Annotated in this window: 21 protein-coding genes, 1 tRNA gene and 1 riboswitch; of the genes, 20 read left to right on the forward strand and 2 right to left on the reverse strand. The window is 52.3% G+C overall.

What is annotated here, in order from left to right; all coding sequences use genetic code 11:
- Positions 1-2: 2 nt before the first annotated feature.
- From hisJ to NST43_RS32240, 16 genes are all read left to right on the forward strand, one after another.
- On the forward strand, positions 3-830 hold the full coding sequence (gene hisJ, locus NST43_RS32165; RefSeq protein ID WP_209994473.1) for a histidinol-phosphatase HisJ: 828 nt from the start codon (positions 3-5) through the stop codon (positions 828-830).
- A gap of 23 nt (positions 831-853) precedes the next feature.
- A complete protein-coding gene (locus tag NST43_RS32170; RefSeq protein WP_173135697.1) occupies positions 854-1,801 on the forward strand; it encodes a ribose-phosphate pyrophosphokinase in 948 nt (315 codons plus the stop codon).
- Positions 1,802-2,007: 206 nt separating this feature from the next.
- A complete protein-coding gene (locus tag NST43_RS32175; RefSeq protein WP_339221515.1) occupies positions 2,008-3,765 on the forward strand; it encodes a tetratricopeptide repeat protein in 1,758 nt (585 codons plus the stop codon).
- Between the two features lie 45 nt (positions 3,766-3,810).
- Positions 3,811-4,764, forward strand: coding sequence for a thioredoxin-disulfide reductase (gene trxB / locus NST43_RS32180; RefSeq protein WP_076077056.1), 954 nt, complete (start codon positions 3,811-3,813; stop codon positions 4,762-4,764).
- A gap of 49 nt (positions 4,765-4,813) precedes the next feature.
- A riboswitch (TPP riboswitch) is annotated at positions 4,814-4,920 on the forward strand.
- 151 nt (positions 4,921-5,071) lie between these two features.
- The gene (thiC, locus tag NST43_RS32185) at positions 5,072-6,766 is read left to right on the forward strand and encodes a phosphomethylpyrimidine synthase ThiC (RefSeq protein ID WP_339221518.1); all 1,695 of its coding nucleotides are present in this window, start codon (positions 5,072-5,074) and stop codon (positions 6,764-6,766) included.
- 167 nt (positions 6,767-6,933) lie between these two features.
- A complete protein-coding gene (locus NST43_RS32190) occupies positions 6,934-7,161 on the forward strand; it encodes a DUF1858 domain-containing protein (RefSeq protein ID WP_339221520.1) in 228 nt (75 codons plus the stop codon).
- Positions 7,162-7,175: 14 nt separating this feature from the next.
- Positions 7,176-8,438 (forward strand): DUF438 domain-containing protein, encoded by a 1,263-nt coding sequence (locus NST43_RS32195; protein WP_209994470.1) that lies wholly within the window; start codon positions 7,176-7,178, stop codon positions 8,436-8,438.
- A gap of 201 nt (positions 8,439-8,639) precedes the next feature.
- The gene (locus NST43_RS32200; RefSeq protein WP_209994469.1) at positions 8,640-9,590 is read left to right on the forward strand and encodes an ROK family glucokinase; all 951 of its coding nucleotides are present in this window, start codon (positions 8,640-8,642) and stop codon (positions 9,588-9,590) included.
- A 45-nt stretch (positions 9,591-9,635) separates the two neighbouring features.
- A complete protein-coding gene (rapZ, locus tag NST43_RS32205) occupies positions 9,636-10,535 on the forward strand; it encodes an RNase adapter RapZ (RefSeq protein ID WP_209994468.1) in 900 nt (299 codons plus the stop codon).
- A 57-nt stretch (positions 10,536-10,592) separates the two neighbouring features.
- On the forward strand, positions 10,593-11,534 hold the full coding sequence (locus tag NST43_RS32210; protein WP_209994501.1) for a YvcK family protein: 942 nt from the start codon (positions 10,593-10,595) through the stop codon (positions 11,532-11,534).
- 19 nt (positions 11,535-11,553) lie between these two features.
- Entirely contained in the window at positions 11,554-12,483 is a 930-nt protein-coding gene (gene whiA / locus NST43_RS32215; protein ID WP_209994500.1) for a DNA-binding protein WhiA, read from the forward strand.
- 97 nt (positions 12,484-12,580) lie between these two features.
- Complete coding sequence (locus NST43_RS32220) at positions 12,581-12,850, forward strand: HPr family phosphocarrier protein (RefSeq protein ID WP_036690075.1); 270 nt, start codon at positions 12,581-12,583, stop codon at positions 12,848-12,850.
- Between the two features lie 103 nt (positions 12,851-12,953).
- Complete coding sequence (locus tag NST43_RS32225) at positions 12,954-13,466, forward strand: GNAT family N-acetyltransferase (RefSeq protein WP_339225574.1); 513 nt, start codon at positions 12,954-12,956, stop codon at positions 13,464-13,466.
- Positions 13,467-13,560: 94 nt separating this feature from the next.
- Complete coding sequence (locus NST43_RS32230) at positions 13,561-14,316, forward strand: SIMPL domain-containing protein (protein ID WP_339221522.1); 756 nt, start codon at positions 13,561-13,563, stop codon at positions 14,314-14,316.
- Positions 14,317-14,589: 273 nt separating this feature from the next.
- On the forward strand, positions 14,590-15,693 hold the full coding sequence (locus NST43_RS32235; protein WP_339221523.1) for a DUF4163 domain-containing protein: 1,104 nt from the start codon (positions 14,590-14,592) through the stop codon (positions 15,691-15,693).
- Positions 15,694-15,849: 156 nt separating this feature from the next.
- Positions 15,850-16,488: a GDSL-type esterase/lipase family protein gene (locus NST43_RS32240; RefSeq protein ID WP_209994464.1), complete on the forward strand. Its 639-nt coding sequence runs from the start codon at positions 15,850-15,852 to the stop codon at positions 16,486-16,488.
- An 84-nt stretch (positions 16,489-16,572) separates the two neighbouring features.
- Here the strand turns inward: NST43_RS32240 and clpP are convergent, their stop codons facing one another.
- Together clpP and NST43_RS32250 are read right to left on the reverse strand one after the other, a co-directional pair.
- Entirely contained in the window at positions 16,573-17,169 is a 597-nt protein-coding gene (gene clpP, locus NST43_RS32245; RefSeq protein ID WP_042132753.1) for an ATP-dependent Clp endopeptidase proteolytic subunit ClpP, read from the reverse strand.
- A 193-nt stretch (positions 17,170-17,362) separates the two neighbouring features.
- Positions 17,363-17,437, reverse strand: a tRNA-Arg gene (locus NST43_RS32250).
- A 302-nt stretch (positions 17,438-17,739) separates the two neighbouring features.
- On the opposite strand from NST43_RS32250, the gene NST43_RS32255 reads away from it, so the two are divergent.
- The 4 genes from NST43_RS32255 to tpiA all read left to right on the forward strand — a co-directional run bounded on the left by NST43_RS32255 (position 17,740) and on the right by tpiA (position 22,016).
- Positions 17,740-18,792 (forward strand): sugar-binding domain-containing protein, encoded by a 1,053-nt coding sequence (locus NST43_RS32255; protein ID WP_339221526.1) that lies wholly within the window; start codon positions 17,740-17,742, stop codon positions 18,790-18,792.
- 116 nt (positions 18,793-18,908) lie between these two features.
- Entirely contained in the window at positions 18,909-19,919 is a 1,011-nt protein-coding gene (gene gap, locus NST43_RS32260) for a type I glyceraldehyde-3-phosphate dehydrogenase (RefSeq protein ID WP_209994462.1), read from the forward strand.
- Positions 19,920-20,051: 132 nt separating this feature from the next.
- Positions 20,052-21,233 carry a phosphoglycerate kinase gene (locus NST43_RS32265; RefSeq protein WP_339221528.1) on the forward strand — a complete coding sequence of 394 codons (1,182 nt, stop codon included), beginning with the start codon at positions 20,052-20,054 and terminating at the stop codon, positions 21,231-21,233.
- A 27-nt stretch (positions 21,234-21,260) separates the two neighbouring features.
- Positions 21,261-22,016, forward strand: coding sequence for a triose-phosphate isomerase (gene tpiA, locus NST43_RS32270; RefSeq protein ID WP_036690091.1), 756 nt, complete (start codon positions 21,261-21,263; stop codon positions 22,014-22,016).
- Position 22,017 lies beyond the last annotated feature (1 nt).

Below are 22,017 nucleotides of genomic sequence, written 5' to 3' on the forward strand. Positions count from 1 at the left end.
GCATGCACATCGATTATCATACCCATCATGAACGCTGCGGCCATGCCGTCGGGAAGCTGGAGGAGTATGTGCAGCGGGGCATCGCTCTGGGTCTGGATCAGCTCGGGCTGTCGGATCATCTGCCGCTTATCCATGTCGACCCGGACCACTACTATCCCGAGATGGCTATGCCTCTTGCGGAGCTTCCGCGTTATGTGGAGGAATGCCTTACGCTGAAGGAGCGTTACCGTGGAACGATTGAGCTGCGTGTAGGGCTTGAAGCGGATTATATCGAAGGATATGAGGATCAGATCCGCGAGCTTTTGGCACCGTATCCGTGGGATTATCTGATCGGGTCTGTACATTTCCTTGGGGAATGGGATATTACGGACCACCGGCAGACCCATGGCTGGGAAGGTCAGGATGTAATGGACGTATACCGCCGCTATTATGATGCTGTACAGAAGTCGGCGTTATCGGGATTATATGATATTATAGGACATATGGATGTCATCAAAAGGTTCGGTTACGGACCCCGGACGCCGGAGGACCTGGCGGAGGCCAGAGCGCTTGAGCTGGATACGCTGAAGATCATCGCCCGCAGCGGAATCGCCATGGAGCTGAATGCTTCCGGGCTGACCAAGCCGTGTGCCGAGATGTTCCCGGCAGAGCATGTGCTCGTCCAGGCGCTGGAGCTAGGCATTCCGCTCACGGTTGGCTCTGATGCGCATGATCCCATGAAGCTGGGAGACGGCTTAACAGAGGCCCGGGACATGCTCTGGCGCACCGGCTTCCGCGAACTGGCCGTCTTTGAAGGACGCCGCCGTACATCTGTTCCGTTCAACGTATAAATTTATAATCCCAGGAGGGTACTATGCATCATCAATTACGGATTTTTTCCGGTTCGTCGAATCCGAAGCTTGCCGCTGATATTGCGGAGCGCCTTGGTGCGCCGCTTGGTCTGATCAAGCTGACACGTTTCAAAAGCGGCGAGATTTATGTGCATTATGAAGAGAGCATCCGGAACTGCGACGTATTTTTGGTGCAATCCCTGGCTCATCCGATTAACGAGCTGTTTGTAGAGCTGCTGGTCATGATTGATGCAGCCAAACGTGCATCGGCCAGAACGGTGAACATTATCGTCCCTTATTACGGGTATGCCCGGCAGGAGCGCAAATCTGCACCACGTGAGCCGATCTCGGCCAAAATGGTTGCTGATGTGCTGACCACCGCCGGCGCAACGCGGGTAATTACGATTGATCTGCATGCCGCAGCCATACAGGGATTCTTCAATATTCCGGTCGACCATCTGACAGCGCTCGATCTGATCAGCGGTTACTTGAAGGTGAAGGGTCTTACCGATCTGGTCGTAGTATCGCCGGATGCGGGACGCGCCTCCATGGCGGAGAAGCTGGCCAGCCGGCTGGATTCGCCGTTCGCCATCATGATCAAGAAACGTCCGGCCCATAATGAATCGGTAATTACGCATGTTATCGGGGATGTTGAAGGCAGAACGCCGATCATTATAGAGGATCTCATTGATACCGGAACGACCATCGTCAATGTGGTGGAGGGTCTGAAGGAGCGGGGCGCCCGGAACAGCATCGTCTGTGCTACGCACGGCCTGTTCTCCGGAGACGCGCTTGAGCGGATGGACCATCCCAATATTGACGAGATTGTCGTCACAGATTCGATAGCCCTGCCGGATGAGCATTCCAGCAGGTTCGCAGTGCTCTCGGTAGCCCCCATGCTGGCTGAGGCCACACGAATTATTATCGAGGGCGGTTCCATAGATAAGCTATTCAGAGACGCAGGGATTTAACGCCTGCGTCTTTTTTTTGTGAATGAGCCATGAAGCAGGCCCTGAGGCTGTATTTTCCCAAGCTTTCCCCTCCCCTTAGCTCTCTCTGGAGATTGAGAATCTGATTGCCACATGTGGTATACTGTGTGAAGAAGACAGCCGAGACCATAAATGGAAACGAACAGGTAAGGCTAGGGAAGCTGAAACAAGGGAGGTGCCTTGCTTCCATGATAGAGAGAACTTCAGAGAATGTCGCGGAGAACAGTAATATCATTCCGGTCACTCTGGATGCCAATTTTTTCTTTGAAAGAGCCGTACGGTCGCTGGACCGCTTTCAATATGATAAGGCATTAAAGAATTTTCGCAAAGCTGTTGAATATGAGCCGGATAATCCGGTGAATCATTGCAATATGGCGGGTATATTATCTGAGATGGGCAATTACACCGCCTCTAACGAGATTCTCATCCATGTCCTGGAGAAGATTGACCCTGCTATGACGGAATGCCATTTCTATATGGCTAATAACTTCGCTAATATGGAAAGCTTTGAAGAGGCGGAGCGTTCGCTGGTCACCTATCTGGAGGAGGACGCCAGCGGTGAGTTCATGGCCGAATCCGAAGAACTGATGGAGCTGCTGCAATATGAGCTGAACCGGCCTGCTCCGCTGGTGCGTATCCGCAGCCGTGAGGGAGTCGTAGAACATGACCGGGCGCGGAGTCTGCTGGAGGAGGGCAAGTTCCCTCAGGCTGTAGAGCTGCTGGAGGAGATAACTGCCAATACTCCGGATTTTTTGGCTGCGCATAATAATCTGGCGCTCGCCCATTTCTATATGGGCCGGTTCGCCAAGGCGAAGGCATGTCTGAATGAAGTGCTGAGGCAGGACCCCGGCAATTTGCACGCCCTGTGTAATATGGCTATCTTCTTACAGTATGCAGGGGACAAGGAGCAGCTTGAGAGGTTGCTGGGTATGCTTGAAGCGACTGTGCCATTCCATCAGGAGCATGTGTTCAAAATGGCCACAACGATGGGAATCCTGGGCCGGCACACCGCCGCTTACAGCCATTTCCGCCGTCTGCTGAAGGACGAGGAGGTGGCCGGAGACGCTGGCCTGTATCATTACTGTGCGGCGGCGGCAAGCAATAGCGGCCTGTACAGTGAAGCTCTGCGCTGCTGGAGACAGGCCGCCAAGCTGGACCCTGATTCTGCGGTCCCGGCGTTCTTCCTGTCCCAGCTCCAGCATGCCCGGACAGAAGGGCGCCCTATGCCTGCTGTCAGCTATAACTATCAGCTGCCCTTCCAGGAGCAGCTGAAGCAGTGGAAGGGCAATACGGGCAGGTTCACTGAAGAAGTGCGGAATAATCCGCTGCTGCGCGCCTCGTTCTTCTGGGCGCTGCGCTATGGCGATTCCGCTACGAAGCTTCAGGTGACCGAGGCTCTGCGCTGGATTGAGGATGAGGACATGTCCGAGGTGCTGCGCAAAGTGCTGGAGCAAGAGCCGCTCCAGGAGGACCGGCTGCAGGAGGCGGCATTGTTCAGCCTTCAGCGGCTGATCGGAGAGAACCTGAATGAAGCTGTCAGCTCGCCCGGCGAAGAGCAGGAGCCTGCGGCTGCTCCCGCCTCCAAGGGGACGCTGCCGGAATGGAGAGAAGACTGGCAGCGGATTATGGATCATGCAGCGGCCATGATGGACCGCAGATATGATGCGGTCCAGAAGAAGGATGCGGAGCACATCTGGAAGCAGTTCATCGGCAGCCTGTACCCGGATGTACCGCTGTTCCGCAATGACGGCGGCTGGTGCGCTGCACTGGAGTATCTGACGGCCCGGCTGCATGGGCAGCCGGTTACGTTCCGTGAGGCTGCCCAGCGTTATGGTGTGTCGGTCTCGATGGTAAGCCGTTATGCACGGCGGATTGACAGCGAATGTGATATCCGGGCCATGCTGCCCGGAACCGGCGGCTTATCGCCGTCCACCACCCGTATTTAAGCATTACTGCTGTAAGACAAACCTACTTGTAAGGAGGCCAATGTAATGTACAAAACGATTGTAATCGGAACAGGCCCGGCCGGGCTGACTGCCGCGATTTATCTGGCGCGTGCGAACCTGAGCCCGCTGGTAATTGAAGGCTTGCAGCCGGGGGGACAACTGACAACGACGACAGAAGTGGAGAACTTTCCAGGCTTCCCCGAAGGGATTCTGGGTCCGGACCTGATGGACAATATGCGCAAGCAGGCAGAACGCTTCGGCGCTGAATTCAAGAATGGCTGGGTGGAGTCCGTGGACTTCTCACAGCGTCCGTTCAAGGTAACAGTGGACGGAATGGGTGTATTGGAAGCGGAGTCGGTCATTATTTCAACCGGGGCCTCTGCAAGATATCTGGGTATCCCGGGCGAGCAGGAGAATGTGGGACGCGGGGTCAGCACCTGTGCGACCTGTGACGGCTTCTTTTTCCGTAATAAAAAGATTGTCGTCGTCGGCGGCGGGGACTCCGCTATGGAGGAAGCCAGCTTCCTGACCCGCTTTGCGTCCAGCGTAACGCTGGTTCACCGCCGTCCCGAGCTGCGTGCCTCGAAGATTATGCAGGACCGGGCGCGTGACAACAGCAAGGTCACCTGGGCCTTGAACCGCACACCGGTTGAAGTAACGGTAGGAGAGACCGGAGTGAAGGGCCTTACGGTGCTTAATAATGAGACAGGTCTGACAGAGCTGGTAGAGGCAGACGGCGTGTTCGTAGCGATTGGACACACACCGAATACAGCCTTCTTGGGCGGGCAGATCAACACGGATGCCAATGGCTATATTGTGGTGAACCCAGGTACCACCGAGACCAACATCCCCGGTGTATTTGCCTGCGGCGATGTGCAGGATACACGTTACCGTCAAGCGATATCGGCAGCGGGAACCGGCTGTATGGCCGCCATGGATGCTGAGAAGTTCCTGGAAGGCACGATGGTGCACGACTGGAGCGAATCGCTGGACAAATAACGGGTTTACAAGAATTACCCACACAGTTAAAATGTATTTAATTAGATAAGATACCCACTAGGGGAGTCTGAATAGGCTGAGACGGGAAAATTGAATTTCCGGACCCTTGAACCTGATCTGGATCATACCAGCGTAGGAAAGTGGAGTCGGACCTTTTTTGAATACAGTCTTATTTGGCTGTTCCTTTAATAAAGCCGCTCCAGGTGGAGCGGCTTTTTGATTTGCAAGAATCTATAGATTCTGCGGCTCAATCTGCTGCGTGACCTCTTATCTGATGGGTGTACAGAGCGAAGAGGAGGAGATTGAAATGACAGGAATGGTCAAAAACGAAGAGGTGGATCTTTCCGGATTCCCCGCAAGCCGTAAAGTGTATGTAGAGGGCTCACGCCCGGATATCCGGGTTCCGATGCGTGAGATCAGCCTCAGCAGAACCGAAGGCGTTGCCGGGGAAGAGGAGAATGCTCCGCTGCGTGTCTATGACACAAGCGGCATGTACACGGATGCAGCAGAGGAGACCGACATTCGGAGGGGGCTGCCGCCGCACCGTTCAAGCTGGATCGCGGAGCGTGGCGATTCGGAGGAATACACCGGAAGAGCCGTCCGGCCGGAGGATAACGGAATCCGCAGGGAGGGGGCCTTGGCAGAAGCTTGTCCAGGACTGAGCCGGAATCCCCGGCGGGCCTATACAGGCGGTAATGTGACTCAGCTGCATTATGCAAGGCAAGGAATTATAACACCGGAAATGGAGTATATTGCGATCCGCGAGAATACCCGGCCGGAGTTCGTAAGGGATGAGGTTGCCTCGGGCCGCGCGATTATTCCGGCCAATATCAATCACCCGGAGAGTGAGCCGATGATTATCGGCCGTAACTTCCTGGTGAAGATCAATGCAAATATCGGAAATTCTGCGGTCACTTCTTCTATAGAAGAGGAGGTGGAGAAGATGCGGTGGGCGACCCGCTGGGGGGCTGATACCCTCATGGATCTCTCCACCGGCTCGAAGATCCATACCACCCGGGAGTGGATAATCCGCAATTCTCCTGTGCCGGTCGGTACAGTGCCCTTATACCAGGCGCTGGAGAAGGTAAACGGCATAGCCGAGGACTTAACCTGGGAGCTCTACCGTGACACGCTGATTGAGCAGGCGGAGCAGGGAGTGGATTACTTCACCATTCATGCCGGAGTGCTGCGCCGCTATATTCCGCTGACTGCCCGGAGAATGACCGGCATCGTGTCACGGGGCGGATCGATTATGGCCGCCTGGTGCCTGGCCCATCAGCAGGAGAACTTCCTGTACACACACTTCGAAGACATATGTGAGATTATGAAGACGTATGATGTGGCCTTCTCGCTGGGAGATGGCCTGCGTCCCGGTTCTATTGCCGATGCCAATGACGAAGCCCAGTTCGCCGAGCTGGAGACGCTGGGAGAACTGACCCTACAAGCCTGGAAGCACGATGTTCAGGTTATGGTCGAAGGTCCGGGGCATGTGCCGCTGCACAAGATTAAGGAGAATATGGATAAGCAGCTTGAGATTTGCCGGGAAGCCCCTTTCTATACCCTCGGACCGCTGACTACGGATATTGCACCCGGTTATGATCACATCACTTCGGCCATCGGGGCGGCGATGATCGGGGGGCTCGGAACAGCGATGTTGTGTTACGTTACACCTAAGGAGCATTTAGGCCTGCCTGACAAGAATGATGTGCGCGAAGGGGTCATTACCTACAAAATTGCTGCACATGCCGCAGACCTCGCCAAGGGACATCCGGGAGCGCAGGACCGGGATGATGCACTGTCCAAGGCGCGGTTCGAGTTCCGCTGGCGCGACCAGTTCCATCTCTCCCTGGACCCGGAAAGGGCGCTGGCCTATCATGATGAGACCCTGCCAGCGGAGGGGGCGAAGCAGGCGCATTTCTGCTCAATGTGCGGCCCTAAATTCTGCAGCATGCGGATTTCGCATGATATCCGTAATTCCCATAGATGGAGCAAATCGCTCTAACATAGCTGCTAATACAGCGGAATCGTAACATTCTCAGACTATCTCCCAAGCTGAAAGGCTTGCGGGGATAGTCTTTTTATAGTTAGTGATTACAATCACAATTCACCACTGTACCCTATGCTAAGCTGTTGTTGAGAAGAATTCTCATTAGTGAGGTGTGCAAGAGAATGAGCAAAGCGTTGAAGCTGGATGAATCCATCTTTGAGCTGGTAACCCGGCACCCGGAAGTGGTTGAGATCATGGTGGAGCTGGGTTTCCGTGATATTGCGAAGCCTGGAATGCTGCAGACTGCAGGACGATTCATGACCCTGTCCAAAGGAATGAAATTAAAAAAAATAGAGCTGGAAACCGTTCGGCTGGCCTTTCAGCAGCATGGTTTCGAGATTATAGAATAGAAGGAGAGATTACGATGAGCGAACTGATTAATAACCGCGAGGTCGATGTGCAGGAACAGACACGCCGCCAGGCTATGCTGAGAGAGATCATCAAGGAGCTGCATGCGGGCAAAAGCGTGGAGGAGGTTAAGGCGCGTTTTGAAGAAGCGGTAGGCGATGTTACGGTGGAGGAAATCTCCGCCATGGAGCACTCCCTGATGACCGAGGAAGGCATTCCGGTAGAGGAAGTACAGCGCCTCTGCTCCGTGCATACGGCAATCTTCAAGGGCTCGATTGAACAGATTCACCGTTCTTCTAAGCCTGAGGAGCAGCCGGGTCATCCCGTGCATACGTTCAAGCTGGAGAACCGGGAGATCGAACGTCTGGTCAACTTCCGGCTGGAGCTGCATGCGGATAAGTTCAAGAAGAACGCCAGCGATGAGATTATTTTCAAGCTGCTGGAGGACCTGAGTCTGCTGCTCGATCTTGACAAGCACTACAGCCGCAAGGAGAATCTGCTCTTCCCTTACCTGGAGAAGTACGGCATATACGGTCCTACGAAGGTAATGTGGGGAGTGGATGACGGAATCCGCAATATGATCAAGGAAGCCAAGAAGGCGCTTAGCGCCTATGGCGGGGATAGTGGGCAGATTACAGCCGCACTGGAAGAGATCATTAAGGAAGTCAATGAGATGATCTTCAAGGAAGAGAATATTCTGCTCCCGATGGCGCTGGATAAGCTGACTGAGGATGAGTGGGTCAAAATCGCCCGCGAAAGCGATGAAATCGGCTTCTGCCTGACAGCGCCGGACCAAGAATGGATACCGGAACGTGCGGCGGAGCCTGAGGGCGCCGGTGTTCCGGCGGAAGAAGGGGAAGGTCTGTCCCCGCAGGGCTTCATCCGGTTCGAGACCGGGCTGCTGTCGCTCCACCAGCTTGAGACGCTGATGAATCATCTGCCGGTCGACCTCACCTTTATCGACGAGAACGATGTCGTCCGCTACTTCTCGCATGGCAAGGAACGAATCTTCGCCCGGACGAAGGCCGTCATCGGCCGCACCGTGCAGAACTGCCATCCGCCGCAAAGCGTGCATGTTGTTGAGAAGCTGTTGGCTGATTTCAAGGCCGGAGTGAAGGATGCCGAGGATTTCTGGATTAACATCAAGGATAAATTCATCTATATCCGTTATTTCGCTGTGCGGGATGCAGACGGCCGTTATATGGGGACGCTGGAATTCACCCAGAATATCGCACCAATCCGGGCCCTTGAGGGCCAGAAGCGGATTTTGTCCGAATAGCATTAAGGTATCTGGCACCCTACAATAGAAGAGAATGAACGGACTTTCTTGCCTGCCTGGTGAGAAAGTCTTTTTGTTAACAAATAAGAACTGAAGTCCATTGCCCCGGGTGTATCGCCTTTCCTTGACCGCAGGGGAGCCTTCTATTATAGTGGGTACGTAGGATTAACTATTTTAGCATAGAAAAAGGTGGCTTGTAACATGTCTGAACTTATCTACGTTGGCGTGGATTTAGGTGGTACCACGATTAAGGTTGGAATCTGTAATGCCGAGGGAAGCCTGCTGCACACTTACGAGGGTCCGACAGGGACTGCGGATGGCGCTGAGGCTGTCATCGACAATATCGAGAAGTATGTACGCCAGATTGTTGAAGACTCTCCGTATTCCTGGGACCAGCTGGCCGGTGTGGGAGCCGGACTCGCCGGATTTACGAATATTCGTGAAGGCATCATCATCCTTGCGCCCAACATAGGATTTAGAGATGTGCCGATCCGTTCCATTCTGGAGGGTCGTCTGAACAAGCCAGTCAAAATAGACAATGACGCCAACGTGGCTGCACTGGGCGAAGCCTGGAGCGGTGCCGGACGCGGCATTGAGAATTGTGTCTGCTATACGCTCGGCACAGGTGTCGGCGGCGGTATTATTATTAATGGTAAGGTGTATCAAGGCTTTGCCGGTCTGGCCGGAGAGCTGGGTCATATCTCAGTCGTTCCTGATCTGGAAGCGATCCAGTGCGGCTGCGGGAACATGGGCTGTTTGGAAACCGTTTCCTCAGCTACAGGCATTATCCGCATGGCGAACGATGCTGTAGCACGCGGGGACCGTACCTCCTTGTCCACCGTTGAAAGAATCGCCGCGAAGGAAGTATTCGATGCCGCCAAGGCAGGCGATGAGGCTGCGCTGCGGATTGTGAACCGGGCGGCCTTCTACCTGGGCAAATCGATGGCTTCCGTTGCTGCTGTTCTGAACCCGGAAGTATTCATCGTCGGCGGAGGGGTCTCCAAGGCAGGCGATATTCTCTTTGATGAAGTCCGCCGGGTGTTCGCTAAGCTGGCGCCTGCACCGCTGCAGACCGGAGTTACTATTGTGCCTGCAGCACTTGGCAATGATGCGGGTATTATTGGAGCGGCTGGTCTGCTGCTGCGTTCTTAAAAGACTGGAATTATTCATATACTAATCTTAGGGAGGGATGCTGTAATGACCGACCTCGAGCATACCTTGCCTGCTCATGCCACCCTAATTATCATTACAGGCATGTCGGGTGCGGGCAAGACGATTGCAGTGCAGAGCCTGGAGGATCTGGGGTTCTTCTGCGTGGATAATCTTCCGCCTGTGCTAATCCCGAAATTCGCTGAACTGATTGAGCAGTCCAAGGGTAAAATCGCCAAGGTGGCGCTGGTCATCGACCTTAGAGGCCGGGAATTCTTCACCGCCCTGTCGGAATCTCTGGCCTACATCAAGGACGAGTCAACGATCGGGTGTGAGATCCTTTTCCTGGACGCCACAGATTCAGTGCTTGTACAGCGATACAAGGAGAGCCGGAGGCATCATCCGCTTGCTCCCAAAGGCATGCCGCTGGATGGCATCCGCATGGAGCGCCAGATGCTGGAGGAGCTGAAGAATTCAGCTACCCTGTGCCTGGATACCAGCAGCATGAAGCCTGCCCAGCTCAAAGAAAAAATAGTGTCACGCTTCTCCCACCTCGGGAAAAGCACCCTCTCGGTTAACATTACTTCGTTTGGATTCAAGTATGGGATTCCGATTGATGCCGATCTGGTGTTCGACGTCCGCTTCCTGCCTAATCCGCATTATGTGGATCAGCTGCGGCCCAAGACAGGCCAAGACAACGAGGTGTACGACTATGTGATGAAATGGCCTGAAACGCAGACCTTTCTGACCAAGCTGCTAGACATGCTTCAATTCCTTATTCCGCAATACCGCAAGGAAGGCAAATCGCAGATTATTATCGGTATCGGCTGTACCGGCGGCAAACATCGTTCGGTAGCGATAGCTGAATATCTGGGCAAAATGCTGGGGGTTAGCGAGACGGAAACGGTAGCAGTCAGCCACCGGGATTCTGAACGCGACCGGCATTGATGAGAGAAGGGATGAATAGTGGCTGAAGAACAAGGAGAGCGTCCGAAGATTGTCGTGATGGGCGGCGGTACCGGACTCTCCGTAATGCTCCGGGGGCTGAAGGAGAAGCCGCTGGATATTACAGCGATCGTAACTGTCGCAGATGACGGGGGAAGCTCCGGAATTCTGCGCAGTGAGCTGCAGATGCCGCCGCCCGGGGATATCCGCAACGTACTTACGGCTATGGCTGACGTTGAGCCTTTGATGGCGCAGATTATGAAGTATCGCTTCAGCAGCGGAGAAGGCTTAGCAGGACACAGCCTGGGCAATCTGATTCTGGCTGCGTTAACCGACATATCCGGGGATTTCGTTACGGCAGTCCGGGAACTCAGCCGGCTCTTCGCTGTTCGCGGCCGGGTGCTGCCTGCGGCTGGAGAGGCTGTAATTCTGCATGCCGAGATGGCGGATGGCACGCTGATTACCGGCGAATCCAAAATCCCGGAGGCGGGCGGCGTCATCAAGCGCGTGTTCCTGGAGCCTGTGGATGTAGAGCCGCTGCCGGAGGCACTGGAGGCTATCCGCAACGCAGACGCTATTCTGCTCGGTCCGGGCAGTCTGTATACCAGCATTCTGCCGAATCTGCTGGTGCCGAAGCTGGCAGAGGCCGTAGTGGCTTCAGAGGCGATTAAGATTTTTGTATGCAATGTGATGACTCAGCCGGGCGAAACGGATAATTATACAGTTAATGACCATCTTCAGGCCGTATATGACCACATTGGGCTGCATCTGTTCGATTATGTGATCGTGAATGACGGAGAGATCCCGGAGCAGGTTCAGCTCAAATATGCTGAGAAGGGCGCCCGTCCGGTGCAGCTCGACCGCGAGGCCGTGGACGGCAACGGTTATAAGGTGATTGCCGATAAACTGGTATTATTCAAAACCTATTTGCGGCATGATACAGATAAGCTGAGTCATCATATTTTCCAGCTGGTGCAGGATTGGATTAACAGAAAGAGTTAACATGAAAGAGGTGAGCCCCTTGTCTTTTGCGGCCCTTACCAAAAAAGAGCTGACGATGGTCGAGAGCCCGCCCTGCTGCGAGAAAGCAGAAATGTCAGCGCTGATCCGAATGAATGGTACGGTGCAGCTTTCGAGCAAAAAGGTGGTTCTCGACATTTCGACGGAGAACGCCGCGATTGCAAGGCGGGTATATTCTTTGCTTAAGAAATATTACCAGGTCCATATCGAGCTGCTCGTGCGTAAAAAAATGCGTTTGAAGAAGAATAACGTCTATATTGTAAGAATCCCGAACCAGGTCCAGGAGATCCTGAAGGATCTGCGGATTGTCTCTGAGGGCTTTATTTTCACGGACGGGATTGATGAGGAGATTGTCGGCAAGAATTGCTGCAAGCGTGCCTATCTGCGCGGGGCCTTCATGGCCGGCGGTTCGGTGAATAACCCGGAGGGCTCTTCGTATCACTTGGAAATCGCTTCCATGTATGAGGAGCACTGCAAAGCGCTCGTTGAGCTGGCTGGTGAATTTCACCTGAATGCCCGCTGCATAGAACGCAAAAAAGGCTTCATCCTATACATCAAGGAAGGCGAGAAGATCATCGAGTTCCTCAGTCTGATCGGCGCTCATCAGGCGCTGTTCAAATTCGAGGATGTGCGGATCATGCGCGATATGCGCAACTCGGTTAACCGGATTGTGAACTGCGAAACGGCTAATCTGAACAAGACGATCAGTGCGGCGGTACGCCAGATTGAGAACATCAAGCTGCTGCAGCGCGAGGTGGGTCTGGAAAGCTTGCCGGATAAGCTGCGGGAGGTTGCCGAAATTAGACTGGCTCACCCGGATATTAACCTCAAGGAAGTCGGGGATATGCTGGGCGGGACAGTCAGTAAATCGGGTGTGAACCACCGTTTGCGCAAAATCGATGAGCTGGCGGACAAGGTCCGCGGCGGCTGATTATTTTTTTTCTAGTGCGGTATGCGTTATAATGATATAATATTATAAAATTAATGTGAAATTTTTGGGCAGATCTCAAATAGGGGGTAAGCGTTTCATGACAAAGCACCCGGTAGTTGTTCGGTTGAAGACGGGGCTCCATGCTCGGCCGGCAGCATTGTTTGTGCAAGAAGCTAATAAGTTTTCGTCGGAGATTTTCGTGGAAAAAGACGATAAAAAAGTGAACGCCAAGAGTATCATGGGCATTATGAGCCTTGCGATCAGTTCCGGTACGGAGATTCATATCAGCGCAGACGGTGCAGACGCGGAACAGGCTGTAACCGCTTTGACCAGTCTGGTAAGCAAGGAAGAGCTCGAGAATCAATAAATGTTACACTGTTTTACCGAAAGCCCTTAGGGGCTTTTTTTCATATCAGCTTAGTGGTGAGGAGAGGTATGGGATGCAGCTGCAAGACAGTGGAGTAATATTAATGGAGCCTGCTGAGGCGCTCAGAGAGCCGTATTTAGCCTTTTATGAGGAGTGGAGGGCCAGCGGTGAGCCGTTTGTGCCCTGGGTGACGGAGATGGACCCGGCTGACTTTGAGGGTATGGTTCAGTCTCTGCGCGGGCATGCCAGTGGTGTGAATATCCCGGACGGGTGGGTGAGCAGTTCAACCTTCTGGCTGGTGACCACGGACAAGCGGGTGGTAGGGGCTGTGAACATCAGGCACCGGCTGACGGAAAGGCTGCTCTATTCTGGCGGGCATATCGGTTATGGCATCGTCCCCTCTGCACGCAGACAAGGCTATGGCAGTGAGCTTTTGAAGCAGGCTCTCCTGAAGGCCGGTGAACTGGGTATTGAGCAGGCACTCGTAGTCTGTGACGCCATCAACACCGCATCGGAACGGACAATCCGCAGGAATGGCGGTATCGAGGATAGCGAATATATAGAGGAGGACGGAAATGTCATCCGGCGGTTCTGGATCGGAACGGGGAAGAAATAAAAAATAAATATCGTACATCGCTCATGCAACTTTTACCATGCTGTCCCGTCTAGAGGGTAATAACACTTAAACGAATCGAAAGGGGATGGCAAGCATGAGAAAATGGGGTAAATCGATTGGGTCGGTACTGTTGGCAGCGAGCTTGATGATTGGAGGAATGGGGTTGAGCGGAGTGGTGAAGGGTCCTGAAAAGGCTTACGCCGACGAGGTGCAGAAGAATATTGTGAACGTGGTAGGCAAGGGCGAGCTGTCGATCAAGCCGGATATCGCGTATCTCTCCATCGGGGTGAGCACCACTGCCGATACCGCGCAAGAAGCGCAGAAAGGCACAGCGGCGAAGATCACCAAGCTGAACGCCCTCTTCAAGACCACTTGGGGCATTGCGGACAAGGACATTCAGAGCACCCAGTTCTACGTACAGCCTAACTACACTTACAGTGAGAAGGACGGCCAGAAGGTAAAAGGCTATAACGCCCAGCACACCCTGGAGGTATCCTACCGGGATCTGACGAAGGTCGGACAGTTGCTGGATGCTGCTTCTGCAGCTGGGGCCAACAACATCGGCAATGTGCGGTTTGCCATTGAAGATCCATCGGCTTTTGAAGCCCAGGCGATCGAGAAGGCTATGCAGAATGCAGATGTCAAAGCATCTGCTATCGCCAAAGCATCCAAGCGCGGACTGGGTCAGGTAGTCACTGTTGTGCAGAGCGATGACGGGAACCATCCGGTAGTCTATGCTGAAGCGGCCTCTGTACAAAAGATGTCCATGGATAACAATGCCGGCAGCTCTGTTGAGCCCGGGCAGGTTAAGGTCACTACCCAATTGAGTGTAACGTATGAACTGAAATAAAATGTTTCTAAGAGGCGCTTGCTCTGCTTATATAGTGGGGCAGGCGCTTTTATATAATTATATGAATGTATATATATACACATATGCGCTATGTAAAGCTCTCAATTTGTTTAAATTGAGGTAACAGGATCTTTAGATAATCACGGCAAACCTTAAGAAACTGTAAGGCGGATTGTAACATCCCCTGAGCGTTCTTTTACTATAATAGGAACAGTGATACGAAGGAATACACATCATGACTAATCATACCACCAGGTGGAAGGGGAAATAACAATGAATTCGAACTCAAAGAAATACATGCGCAGATGGGGCGCGGGGATGCTCGCAGCAGGAATTCTGCTAGGAGGCACAGGAGTACTTCAGGCAGGCATTACGGAAGCTGCTCCGGCAGCCGCTCAGGTCAAGGCTAAATCCTCTTCAGTAGTATTGAAGGTGAACGGTAAGGCCGTAACGCAGACCGGGATTGTTCAAGAGGGAAAAGTATGGGTGCCGGTAACTTTCCTGCGCGATGCGCTGGGGATGCCGCTCTCTTATGATAAAGCGGAGAAGACCTACTCCATAGGAACAGGTATTGCGCAAATGAAGCTGGCGAACATGGATTACGGCATTATGATCAGTGTGAACAACTATTATATCGGCGAATATCAGGGCAAACAACTGAATAACCGGCTCTATGTACCATTCGAACTGTTAAGTGATTACATGGGCTATAAAGGGGACTGGAGCGCAGCTACAGGACGGCTGAATGTGATGAAAAAAACGCAGAATGCCATAACGATCAAGACAGCGAGCTATGTGAAGGATCATAAGGATGCGCCAATCAAGCTGGATTATCCGCAGGTCAGTGGTCTGGCAAGTGCAGAAGCAGAGAAGGCAATCAATGATCTGATCAAGCAGACCGTTCTGAGCTATGCGAAGGATGCTGAGGATCAAATCTCCAAGCGGTCGAAGGATGACCGTCCGTATGAATTCGAAGGCGGTTATGTGGTCACGTATAACCAGGATGGCGTGCTCAGCCTGATCACTAATCAATACGGGTATACCGGCGGTGCTCATGGGATGACTTACCGCAATGCCTTCACCTTCTCGCTCAAAGACGGTAAACGCCTGCTGCTGGGCGACCTGTTCGGGGCCAACCCTAATTACAAGAAACAGCTTAATGCCAAGCTGGCCACCGAGATCAAAGCTAACGGAGGATATCTGGGCGGGTTCAACGGCCTGAATACCGAGAAGTACTTCTATCTAAAAGACGGCAAAGCTGTTCTCTTCTTCCAGTTATACGAATACACTGCATATGCCGCAGGCTTCCCGGAATTCACCTTCGGCTTCAAGGAATTGTTGCCGGATGGAAGCAGTCCGTTTGCAGCGCTGAAATAATAAATTCGATTATCCAGGATGCCCTTGCATCTCCTCCGGGAGAAGCAGGGGCATACTTCATGTGCAGGGCCTATTCAGCCTGCCCTGCCGTTACCACTTCACCCGGTTGTTCATAAGCTATAGGAGGCAAGCAGCTTATAACGGGGAGGGAAGGTTATGGTCTATGCCTATACGGCTATCGGAGATTCACTCACAACCGGCTTCGGGGCGCTGCCCGGGAATGGTTTTGTCCCCATCTACCGCCGGATGGCGGAAGTGAGGCTGGGCACGCCGGTGGTGCCGGCGAATCTTGGCGTTAACGGTCTGACTACCGGGGGACTGAAGCAGCGGCTGAGGACCTCTAATGTCTACCGGGCAGCAGTGAAGGATGCGCAGATCATTACGATGTCCATTGGCGGCAATGACTTGATTAAGGCAGCCCGGGCAGCGGGGCCCAGGCCCGGTGAATTCCAGGGCTTGCTGCAGCAGGCGCTCCGGGATTGCAAGCGCAATTACAGCGACATCATGGGCACCCTTACACAGCTCAAAGCAGGTACACGCAGCCCCTATATCATCCGGTTGGTAGGCCTCTACAATCCATACCCTCAGGTGGACGAAGCAACAGAATGGGTACGGCAATTTAACCGCTATGCGTCAGGCTACAACAGTAATAACGTAGGTTTTGCTTCGATATATCATGAATTTGCCGGTAATGAGCGGGGGCTGCTGTTCCTGGACCATATTCACCCGAACGGGAGAGGCTACCGCGTAATCGCAGGCAAGCTGGATGCCCTGGGGTACGGGGGCTTGAGGTAGCTCATGTATAGGCATAACAAAAAGGCTGCAACGGGACCTGACCGGTCTGTTGCAGCCTTTTTGTGTATTCATTGGAGCGGGTACTTATACGCCTGTTGGCAGGGTCTTCTCAATTACCTTGTCCACGATGCCGTATTCAGCAGCGTCTGCCGCGCTCATGAAGTAATCGCGGTCGGTATCCTTCTCGATCTTCTCAATCGGCTGGCCCGTACGTTCGGACAGAATACGATTCAGCTTCTCACGCAGCTTGATGATGCGGCGGGCACGGATTTCGATATCCGAAGCCTGGCCCTGAGCACCGCCGAGTGGCTGGTGAATCATGATTTCGCTGTTCGGGAGGGCGAAGCGCTTGCCCTTGGCGCCGGCGTTCAGCAGGAACGCTCCCATGGAAGCGGCCATACCTACACAGATGGTGGAGACATCCGGCTTAATGTACTGCATTGTATCAAATATAGCCATACCCGCTGTGATGGAACCGCCGGGGCTGTTCACATACAGGTGAATATCCTTATCCGGGTCCTCGGCAGCCAGGAAGAGCATTTGTGCGATGATGGAATTGGCTACCACGTCATTAACCTCCGTTCCAAGGAAAATGATGCGGTCCTTCAGCAGGCGGGAATAGATGTCATAAGCGCGCTCACCGCGGTTGCTCTGTTCTACTACCATAGGAATATAACTCACGTGGAAAACCTCCTTGAAATTGGTGCTTCGAATGTGTTCATTTTTACTGTTACCGTATTAACCACATGATAAACAAATTCAAACAAAAAGTCAAAGAAAGTCAAACTTACTTTCAAAAAAAAGAGCCCTTAAGTGGGCTCATTGGTTAAATATAATATAATCGTTACTAAATTATGTACAAACTTGAAAATAATGGCGCGCCCGCCAAGAATCGAACTTGGATCTCAGGCTTCGGAGGCCTACGTCATATCCATTGGACCACGGGCGCAACAGAAATTATTATAATACACATCCCGGATAAAAGCAATGTGTATTAAGCATCCAGCAGGAAATAGTTTTTCTCTATTTCATAAAGATAGGTGAAAGACATGGAGAAGAGCGCCTCCAGCCTGTAGATCGCCGGACAAGCCCATGTATAAGATGAAAGCGGGCTGAGAATTATAGTCTCGGAACACTTGCACTCGGCGTCAGTTTTGGGTAGAATAAGGGTGGGACTTAAAAAGTTAACCCGGGACATTTTGAGACCATGAACAAGGGATAAGAGAAAGACGAAGTTGCAGGAGTGAAAGCATGCGTAATCTATTGGAAATCCAAAAGCAGCTTCTGCCTGATCTCATGGAAACCCTTAAGAGACGGTATACGATTCTACATCAGATCATGCTGTCCGATATTATTGGGCGCAGAACGTTAGCCGCATCGCTTGATATGACCGAGCGGGTGCTGCGTGCCGAGACGGATCTTCTGAAATCGCAGGGGCTCATTGAGATCGAGAGCGTCGGTATGCGCATTAGCGATGCCGGTCGCGGACTGCTTGACCTGCTGGAGCCGGTCGCCAAGAGCCTATTCGGCCTGGATGATCTGGAAGAGAAAATTCGTACTACGTACGGTCTCACCAAAGTAATTGTGGTACCTGGCGATTGCGAGACATCGCCGTTCACCAAGCGTGAACTGGGGCGTGCAGGCTCCAAGGCACTGCTCAGCGTACTGCGCAGTGACGACACGATTGCCGTCACCGGCGGATCAACCCTGGCCGAGATGGCCGATCAGTTGAGCCCGCCACTCCCCCTTTCCTATAAGAACGCCTGGGTCGTTCCGGCGCGTGGAGGACTGGGAGAGAGCATGGAGATACAGGCCAACACCATTGCTTCAACCATAGCCAAGCGGATTGGCGCCAATTACCGTCTGCTGCATGTGCCCGATCTGCTTAGCGGAGACGCTTATCAGTCGCTTGCGCAGGACTCCAATATTGGAGAGATTGTACAAATTATCCGCAGATCGCGTATTATTGTACATGGAATAGGTGATGCCATTGAAATGACCCACCGCCGCAAGCTGGACTCCGGGACGATCTCAGAGATTCAGGGCGAGGGCGCTGTAGCCGAATCCTTCGGATACTATTTCAATGAGGACGGCGAAGTGGTTCACACTATGCTGACCATGGGGCTGCGCCTGGAAGACATTATCCGTACAGAAGTCGTTATCGGTATTGCCGGAGGTAAACGCAAGGCGAAGGCCATTCATGCGATGCTGCGGTTCGGGCAAGAGGATATTCTCGTCATCGACGAGGCGGCTGCTGTCGAAATCGGTAAGGAAATCGACACACAGTTGCAAAAGGTCCTATAGATTCCATTAAATGGGGCGCGCGCAAAGGGTTTATGCATTATACTTAACATTGTTGTCTTGACGAGCCTTACGGCCTGTCTTGAATAAATAAAACGAAATCTAGGAGGAACTATTCAATGAGTGTAAAAGTTGGTATTAACGGTTTTGGACGTATTGGACGCCTTGCATTCCGCCGTATTCAAAATGTAGAAGGTATCGAAGTGGTAGCAATCAATGACTTGACTGACGCTAAGATGCTTGCTCATTTGCTTAAATATGATACAACTCAAGGTAAATTCCAAGGCGATGTTGAAGTGCATGACGGCTTCTTCAAAGTTAACGGTAAAGATGTTAAGGTTCTGGCGAACCGCAACCCTGAAGAACTTCCTTGGGGCGAGCTTGGCGTTGATATCGTTCTGGAATGTACTGGTTTCTTCACAACTAAAGAAGCCGCTGAGAAGCACCTGAAAGGCGGAGCTAAGAAAGTAGTTATTTCCGCTCCAGCTACAGGCGACATGAAGACAGTTGTGTACAACGTTAACGATGACATCCTTGACGGTTCCGAAACTGTAATCTCCGGCGCATCTTGCACAACGAACTGCCTGGCTCCTATGGCCAAAGTTCTGAACGACAAATTCGGTATCATCGAAGGCCTGATGACTACTATCCACGCTTACACAGGTGACCAGAATACTCTTGATGCTCCACACGCAAAAGGCGACTTCAGACGCGCCCGCGCTGCTGCTGAGAACATCATCCCTAACACTACCGGTGCTGCTAAAGCCATCGGCCTGGTTATTCCAGCCCTGAAGGGCAAACTTGACGGTGCAGCACAACGTGTGCCTGTAGCTACAGGTTCCCTGACTGAACTGGTTACTGTTCTGGATAAGAGCGTAACCGTTGAAGAAATCAATGCAGCCATGAAGGAAGCTTCTGACCCAGAAACTTACGGCTACACTGAAGATGAAATCGTATCTTCCGACATCAAGGGTATGACTTTCGGTTCCCTGTTCGATGCAACTCAGACTAAAGTACTGACTGTTGGCGACAAACAGCTGGTTAAAACTGTTGCTTGGTATGACAATGAAATGTCCTACACTGCACAGCTGGTTCGTACTTTGGAGAAATTCGCTAAGCTTGCTAAATAAGACCGATTTCATATAAGCAGTACAATAGAGCGGAAACAAGGAAAGTCTGTTTCCGCTCTTTCTAAATCAAATGGATTCGTGTGAAATGGCTTCGTGAAGGAACCAATTTTGGGTGTGGAGGAAATGTTAATCATGAACAAAAAAAGTGTCCGTGATGTAGAAGTAAAAGGCAAACGCGTATTCGTGCGTGTAGATTTCAATGTGCCAGTGGAAGACGGCAAGATCACTGATGATACCCGTATCCGCGAAACCCTTCCAACAATTAAATACCTGATTGAGAACGGTGCAAAGGTCATTCTGGCCAGCCATATGGGTCGTCCTAAAGGCGAATTCGTTGATTCCATGCGTTTGACATCCGCTGCAGTCCGTTTGTCTGAATTGCTCGGCAAACCGGTAGCTAAAGCTGATGAGGCGATTGGCGAAACGGTAAAAGCGAAAATCGCTGAACTGAATGATGGCGATGTGCTTGTACTTGAGAATGTCCGTTTCTACAAAGGCGAAGAGAAGAATGATCCTGAACTGGCTAAGCAGTTCGCTGAACTGGCTGACCTGTTCGTCAATGACGCATTCGGCGCAGCTCACCGTGCCCATGCTTCGACAGAAGGAATCGCTCACTTCCTGCCTGCAGTATCCGGTCTTCTGATGGAGAAGGAATTGTCCGTTCTCGGCAAGGCGCTTTCTAACCCGGAACGTCCTTTCACTGCCATCATCGGCGGTTCCAAGGTTAAAGACAAGATTGACGTTATCGACCACCTGCTGACTCTGGCTGACAATGTACTGATTGGCGGCGGCCTTTCTTACACGTTCACCAAGGCTCAAGGTTACGAAATCGGCAAATCTTTGGTAGACAACGACAAGATTGATGCAGCGCTTGGATTCATCGAGAAAGCTAAGAAGCTGGGCAAGAACTTCGTGCTTCCGGTTGACGTTGTTGTCGCTGACAAGTTCGGTGCAGATGCCAACACCAAGATTGTAGATGTAACAGAGATTCCTGCAGACTGGGAAGGTCTGGACATCGGTCCTAAGACTCGTGAAATCTATGCCGATATTATCAAAAACTCCAAGCTGGTTGTATGGAATGGACCTATGGGCGTATTTGAAATCGATAAATTTGCTGAAGGTACTATTGCCGTAGCTCAGGCTTGCGCAACTACTGAAGGCTACACAGTTATCGGCGGCGGAGATTCCGCAGCAGCTGCTGAGAAATTCCACCTCGCAGACCAGATGGATCACATCTCCACTGGCGGCGGCGCATCGCTCGAGTTCATGGAAGGCAAGGCTCTTCCAGGTGTAGAAGCACTGAACGACAAGTAATACCGAAGAGGGAGGCAATACATCATTATGAGTAGAACACCTATTATTGCAGGCAACTGGAAAATGTTCAAAACCGTTCCGGAAGCCGAAGGCTTCATCGCTGAAATCAAAGGCCAGGCGGAAGTGGCAGGCGTAGAGACTGTTATCTGCGCGCCATTCACTAACCTGCCTGCATTGGTTGCAGCAGTACAAGGCACCACCATCAAAATTGGTGCACAGAACCTGCACTTCGAAGATAACGGCGCTTATACAGGTGAGATCAGCGGCGTAATGCTGAAGGATCTTGGCGTAGAGTATGTTATTATCGGCCACTCCGAACGCCGTGCTTATTTCGGTGAGACGGACGAGATCGTCAACAAAAAAATGCATGCGGCATTCCGTCACGGCATTACTCCAATTGTCTGCGTAGGCGAAAAGCTTGAAGAGCGTGAAGCTGATCAGACTAAGGACGTATGTAAGGTTCAGACAGAAGCGGCATTTGCCGGTCTTAGTGCAGAGCAGGCAGCAAGCGTAGTTATCGCTTACGAGCCAATCTGGGCGATTGGTACAGGTAAATCCTCCACTTCCCAGGATGCCAACGAAGTTATTGCTTATATCCGTACCCTTGTTAAAGGTCTGTACGATGAAGCAACAGCGGAAGCAGTTCGTATCCAATACGGCGGCAGCGTGAAGCCTGAGAATGTAACGGAGTACATGAGTCAAAGCGACATCGACGGCGCTCTAGTCGGCGGTGCCAGCCTGCAGCCTGCTTCCTTCGTTTCACTCGTTGAGGGGGCGAAGTAAG

Source organism: Paenibacillus sp. FSL H8-0332, from assembly GCF_037963835.1.
Classification (GTDB): domain Bacteria; phylum Bacillota; class Bacilli; order Paenibacillales; family Paenibacillaceae; genus Paenibacillus_AQ; species Paenibacillus_AQ rhizoplanae.